Source organism: Actinomycetota bacterium (assembly GCA_036280995.1).
Classification (GTDB): Bacteria; Actinomycetota; CALGFH01; order CALGFH01; family CALGFH01; genus CALGFH01.
The window spans coordinates 1-4599 of the sequence record DASUPQ010000229.1; the positions used below are offsets into that span (position 1 = coordinate 1).

At 73.5% G+C, this 4599-nt stretch carries 4 protein-coding genes and 1 pseudogene; 3 read left to right on the forward strand and 2 right to left on the reverse strand.

Annotated features, from left to right (window positions below; translation table 11 throughout):
* Positions 1-355, forward strand: a pseudogene (locus VF468_07365) (hypothetical protein).
* On the opposite strand, the gene VF468_07370 reads toward VF468_07365, so the two are convergent.
* Positions 352-1821 (reverse strand): acyl-CoA synthetase, encoded by a 1470-nt coding sequence (locus tag VF468_07370; protein HEX5878124.1) that lies wholly within the window; start codon positions 1819-1821, stop codon positions 352-354. The pseudogene VF468_07365 and the gene VF468_07370 overlap by 4 nt on opposite strands.
* Positions 1822-1914: 93 nt before the next feature.
* Here VF468_07370 and VF468_07375 point away from each other — a divergent pair, with 93 nt between their 5' ends.
* A complete protein-coding gene (locus VF468_07375; GenBank protein ID HEX5878125.1) occupies positions 1915-3444 on the forward strand; it encodes a carboxyl transferase domain-containing protein in 1530 nt (509 codons plus the stop codon).
* Between the two features lie 28 nt (positions 3445-3472).
* Complete coding sequence (locus VF468_07380; GenBank protein HEX5878126.1) at positions 3473-4045, forward strand: class I SAM-dependent methyltransferase; 573 nt, start codon at positions 3473-3475, stop codon at positions 4043-4045.
* A 37-nt stretch (positions 4046-4082) separates the two neighbouring features.
* On the opposite strand, the gene VF468_07385 is transcribed toward VF468_07380, so the two are convergent.
* Positions 4083-4599: hypothetical protein (locus VF468_07385; protein HEX5878127.1), on the reverse strand; the 517-nt coding region annotated here is incomplete at its 5' end.

A 4599-nucleotide genomic window follows, 5' to 3' on the forward strand; every position in this document is an offset into this window, starting at 1 on the left:
TCGAGGTCCTACCAGCTCCTCACCGTCGCCGGGATCCTCACCCTGGCCGCGCTGACCCTCTTCTTCGAGCTCGACATCGGGTTCGTGGCCATCACCATCGGCCTGGTCCTCACCCTGATCTCGCCACAGCTGCAGAAGCGCGCGGTCGGGCAGGTCACCTGGCCGGAGATCCTGCTGATCACCGGGTCGGCACCTACGTCGGCGTGCTGCAGGAGATGGGCACCATCGATGGCCAACGCCCCCCAGAGTGTCGACCGGGACCGCTTCTTCCGGCAGCTGGTGGCCTACGGCGTCCTGGTTACCGTGCTCGCCCCCGATCGGGCTCTGGTTGGTGTTCGTGGTCGTCCTGGGCTAGGGCGGAGCTGAGTCCTTGAGGTCGCGCTTCATGACCTTGCCCATGTCGTTGCGGGGCAGCTGGTCCAGGTAGCGGACCACCCGGGGGCGTTTGTGCGGGCCGAGCAGCCGCGCAACGTGGCCGATCAGCTCCTGCTCGGGCGGCCGCGCCTGGGCCGGGACGATCCAGGCGACGATGCGCTCCCCCAGGTCGGGATCGGGCTCCCCGGTCACCGCCGCCTCGGCGACCCCCGGGTGCTCGCCCAGAGCGCTCTCGATCTCGCCGGCGCCGATCTTGTACCCGCCGCTCTTGATCAGGTCGACCGAGCGGCGCCCGACGATCCGGATGTAGCCGTCGGGGGCGCGCACGGCCACATCCCCGGTGTGGAACCAGCCGTCGCGGACCGCCTCGGCGGTGGCGTCCGGGCGGTTGAGGTACTCCAGGAACAGATTCGGCCCCCGCACCAGGATCTCGCCGACGGTCTGGTCGTCGCTGGCTTGGATGGTCGCGCCGTCGTCATCGATCAGCCGCACCTCCACCCCGTCGAGGGGCGGTCCGACGGTGCCGGGACGGCGGTCGCCGGCGGCACGCACGGCACAGTTCATCAGCGTCTCGGTCATGCCGTAGCGCTCGACGACGCGCTGGCCGGTGGCGGCCGCGATCCGCTCGTGGTCGGTGGCCGGCAGCGCCGCCGATCCGGAGACCAGCAGTCGTGCCCGCGAGATCCCGCCGGCGGTCTCCGGATCGCGTTCGGCGTCGGCAGCCAACCGGTGGTACATGGTGGGGACGCCGAACATCATCGTCGCCGGCCCGGTCAGCTCGGCGGCCACCGCCGCCGACGAGAAGCGCTCCAGGTGGTGGACGGCTCCGCCGAGGCGGAGGGGTCCGAGCACGCCAAGGATCAGCCCGTGGACGTGGAACAGCGGCAGGGCGTGGGCGAGGACGTCGTCGCCCGTCCATTCCCAGGCGGCGGCCAGCGCGTCCAGGTTGGACGAGATCGCCCGCCTGGGCAACGCGACACCCTTGGGCGGCCCGGTCGTCCCCGAGGTGTAGACGATCACCGCCGGAGCCTCGGGCGAGGGCTCGGCGGGCAGGGCACCGCCCCGGGCCGACAGATCGACGTCGACCCGGGGAACGCCGGCCAGCTGTGGGGGAAGCTCGACGCCCTCGGCGGTCAACAGCAGCGCCGGTGCGCTGTCGGCGACGATGTGGGCCAGCTCGCGCTCGCCCGCCTTGGGGTTGATCGGCACCACCGGTACGCCAGCGACCAGGGCGCCGACCACCGCCGCGCAGGTCTCCAGGGCCGGCACCGCCCACACGGCGACGCGGGGCCTGGACTGGAGCAGACCGGCAAGGTGGGTCGCCACGCCGGTCAGCTCCCGGTAGGTCAGGACCCGCTGCCCGAAGCGGATCGCTTCCTGGTCGCTGGGGTCGGCCAGCGGAGGGAGCAGGGTGCCGCCTGCCGTCGGGGTGGTCGAAGCGCTCATCGGGTGCCTCCCGCCCGTCGCGAGACCTCGCGCCCGTCGGCCGCGACGCCGATCATGGATGCTGTCTGAAGGCTAGACCAGCCGAGGGACCCCATGACAGGAGCAGCACCATCGGGCGGGGCGGACCGGCCGGTCCGCCTCAGCGCCGCCGAGCTGATCGACGCGGTCGTCGATCCCGGCTCCTGGCGGAGCTGGGACGAGCCGGCGGTGGCGCCGCACGGCCTCGATCCCAGCTACGCCGCCGACCTGGCCAGGGCGCGGGAACGGACGGGCTTGGACGAGGCCGTCCTCACCGGCACCGGCCGGCTACGCGGCCGCCAGGTGGCGGTGGTCGTGTCCGAATTCGGGTTTCTCGCCGGTTCGATCGGCGTCGCCGCCGGCGAGCGGCTGGTCCGCGCAGTCGAGCGGGCGGGCAGGGAGCGCCTGCCGCTGGTCGCGGCGCCGGCCTCGGGCGGGACCCGCCTGCAGGAGGGCACGGTCGCGTTCCTGCAGATGGTCAAGGTGGCGGCGGCGATCGCCGACCACCGCAGGGCCGGGCTGCCCTACCTGGTCTACCTTCGGCACCCCACCACCGGGGGCGTGCTCGCCTCCTGGGGGTCGCTCGGGCATGTGACCGCGGCCGAGCCGGGGGCGCTGATCGGTTTCCTGGGGCCGCGGGTCTATGAGGCCCTGCACGACCAGCCGTTCCCGCCCGACGTGCAGGTGGCCGAGAACCTCTACGCCAAGGGCCTGGTCGACGCGGTGGTGGCGCCTGAGGAGGTCGCCGAGGTGGCTGCCCGCGTCCTGGATGTGCTGTGCGCCCCCCGCGAGGTCCCACAGGCCGCCGAGCCGCCCGCCGACGACCAGGCGGGCGAGACCCCGGTCGCTGAGTCGATCCGCCGCTCGCGGCGCCCGGACCGGCCGGGGGTGCGGGCCCTGCTCAGGGTGGCCGCGCGGAACGTGACGCCCCTGAGCGGGACCGCCGCCGGGGAGATGGACCCCGGGGTGCTCCTGGTCCTTGCCCGCTTCGGCGCCGTCCCCTGCATCCTCCTGGGGCAGGACCGGCACCGGCAGCGGCGCCAGCAGCCGCTGGGACCAGCCGGGCTGCGCGCGGCCCGGCGTGGCATCCGCATCGCCACCGAACTGGACCTGCCGTTGGTGACGATCGTGGACACGGCCGGGGCGGACCTGTCCAAAGAGGCCGAGGAGGGCGGGCTGGCCGGGGAGATCGCCCGGTGCCTGGCCGACCTGGTGACCCTGCCGGCCCCGACCCTGTGCCTGCTCCTCGGCGAGGGGGCTGGCGGCGGCGCGCTTGCGTTCCTGCCGGCCGACCGCGTCGTCGCGGCCCAGCACGCCTGGCTCTCCCCGCTACCGCCCGAGGGGGCATCGGCCGTCCTGTACCGCACCACCGAGCGGGCGGTCGAGGTCGCCGAGCGGCAAGGCATCGGCGTGGCCGCCCTTCGTGCCCATCGCATCGTCGACCGGGTGGTCCCGGAGCTTCCCGACGCCGCCGACGAGGGTGAGGCGTTCCTGCAACGGGTGGGCGCGGCGCTCGAAGCCGAACTCGGTACCCTGCTCCGGTCCGACCCCTCGGCCCGGTACCGTGAGCGCCGCCGCCGCTACCGCGCGCTCGGGCTGACATGACACTCTGGCGGTCGATGAGAGGAGCGGCGTGAACAGGTTCCACCGCTACTACTGTGGAAGCTCCAGCTGGGCCCGCCTGGTGCAGACGACCCTGGCGCCGGCCGTGCTGGAGGGGACCGACCTGGGCCGGCGGGTGTTGGAGATCGGTCCCGGCCCGGGGCTCACGACCGAGGTTCTGGCCGGGGTGGCGGCGGAGCTGACCGCGGTCGAGATCGACCCGACCCTGGCCAGGGCGACCCGCCACCGGGTGCCGGCCGCGCGCGTCGTGCAGGCGGACGCGACGAGCATGCCCTTCGCCGACGCCGCCTTCAGCGCCGTGGTCTGCCTGACGATGCTGCACCACCTCCCATTCCCCGAACTGCAGGATCGGCTGTTCGCCGAGGTCCGCCGGGTGCTGGCTCCTGGCGGCGTCTTCTGCGGCTCCGACAACCCAGGTCGGGGACTCAAGTTCCGCCTGATCCACCTCGGCGACAATCGGACCGTCGTCGATCCCGCCACCCTTGGGGCGCGACTGCAACGTGCGGGACTCGAGCAGGCGCGGATCCGCACCGGATCGCGGATCGTGTTCCACGCCCACCGCCCCGACAACGACTCGACCTAGCGCCCCTGTGGGGGGTGTGCCCGCAAATCCCTGCCACTCACAACTGGGCGCTGAGGATCACCGCGGCGCGCAACGCAAGCACACCGATCAGCACCAGCCCGGGCGCGCTCGCCAACGCGAGCTGCGGCTGGGCGACCACGGCGCCGTCGGCGGTGACGGCGAGCCGAGAGGTTACGAGGCCGCGAAGCCCGGGCACCATCCCCGCGAACGCCACCAGCCACAGCAGGATCCAGGGGAAGCCGAAGGCGTCGTCCAGGGCGCCGGCCGGGATGAGGGTGAGCACGAAGACCACCAGCAGCGCGAGCTCGAGGAGCGTGAAGAGGCGCTCGGAGAGCTCCAGCATGCTGGCGCTGGCCCGCGCGTCCGCCCGGTAGCGGACGAGCAGCAGGAGCAGCGCCGCCGAGCCGGCGAGCCCGGAGGCGAGGAAGAGGCCGCCGAGCGCCCACGTGTCGCTCCACACCGGCTGGTTGGAGACGGCCAGGAGCACGCCGGTGTAGCCGGCGATGAACAGGCCCAGGACCGCCCCGACGGTGATCCACAACCTGCCCGGCGTA

Coding starts and splice junctions, on each gene's coding strand:
- VF468_07370 (HEX5878124.1), bottom strand. CDS start 1,821: ATGAGCGCTTCGACCACCCCGACGGCAGGCGGCACCCTGCTCCCTCCG.
- VF468_07375 (HEX5878125.1), top strand. CDS start 1,915: ATGACAGGAGCAGCACCATCGGGCGGGGCGGACCGGCCGGTCCGCCTC.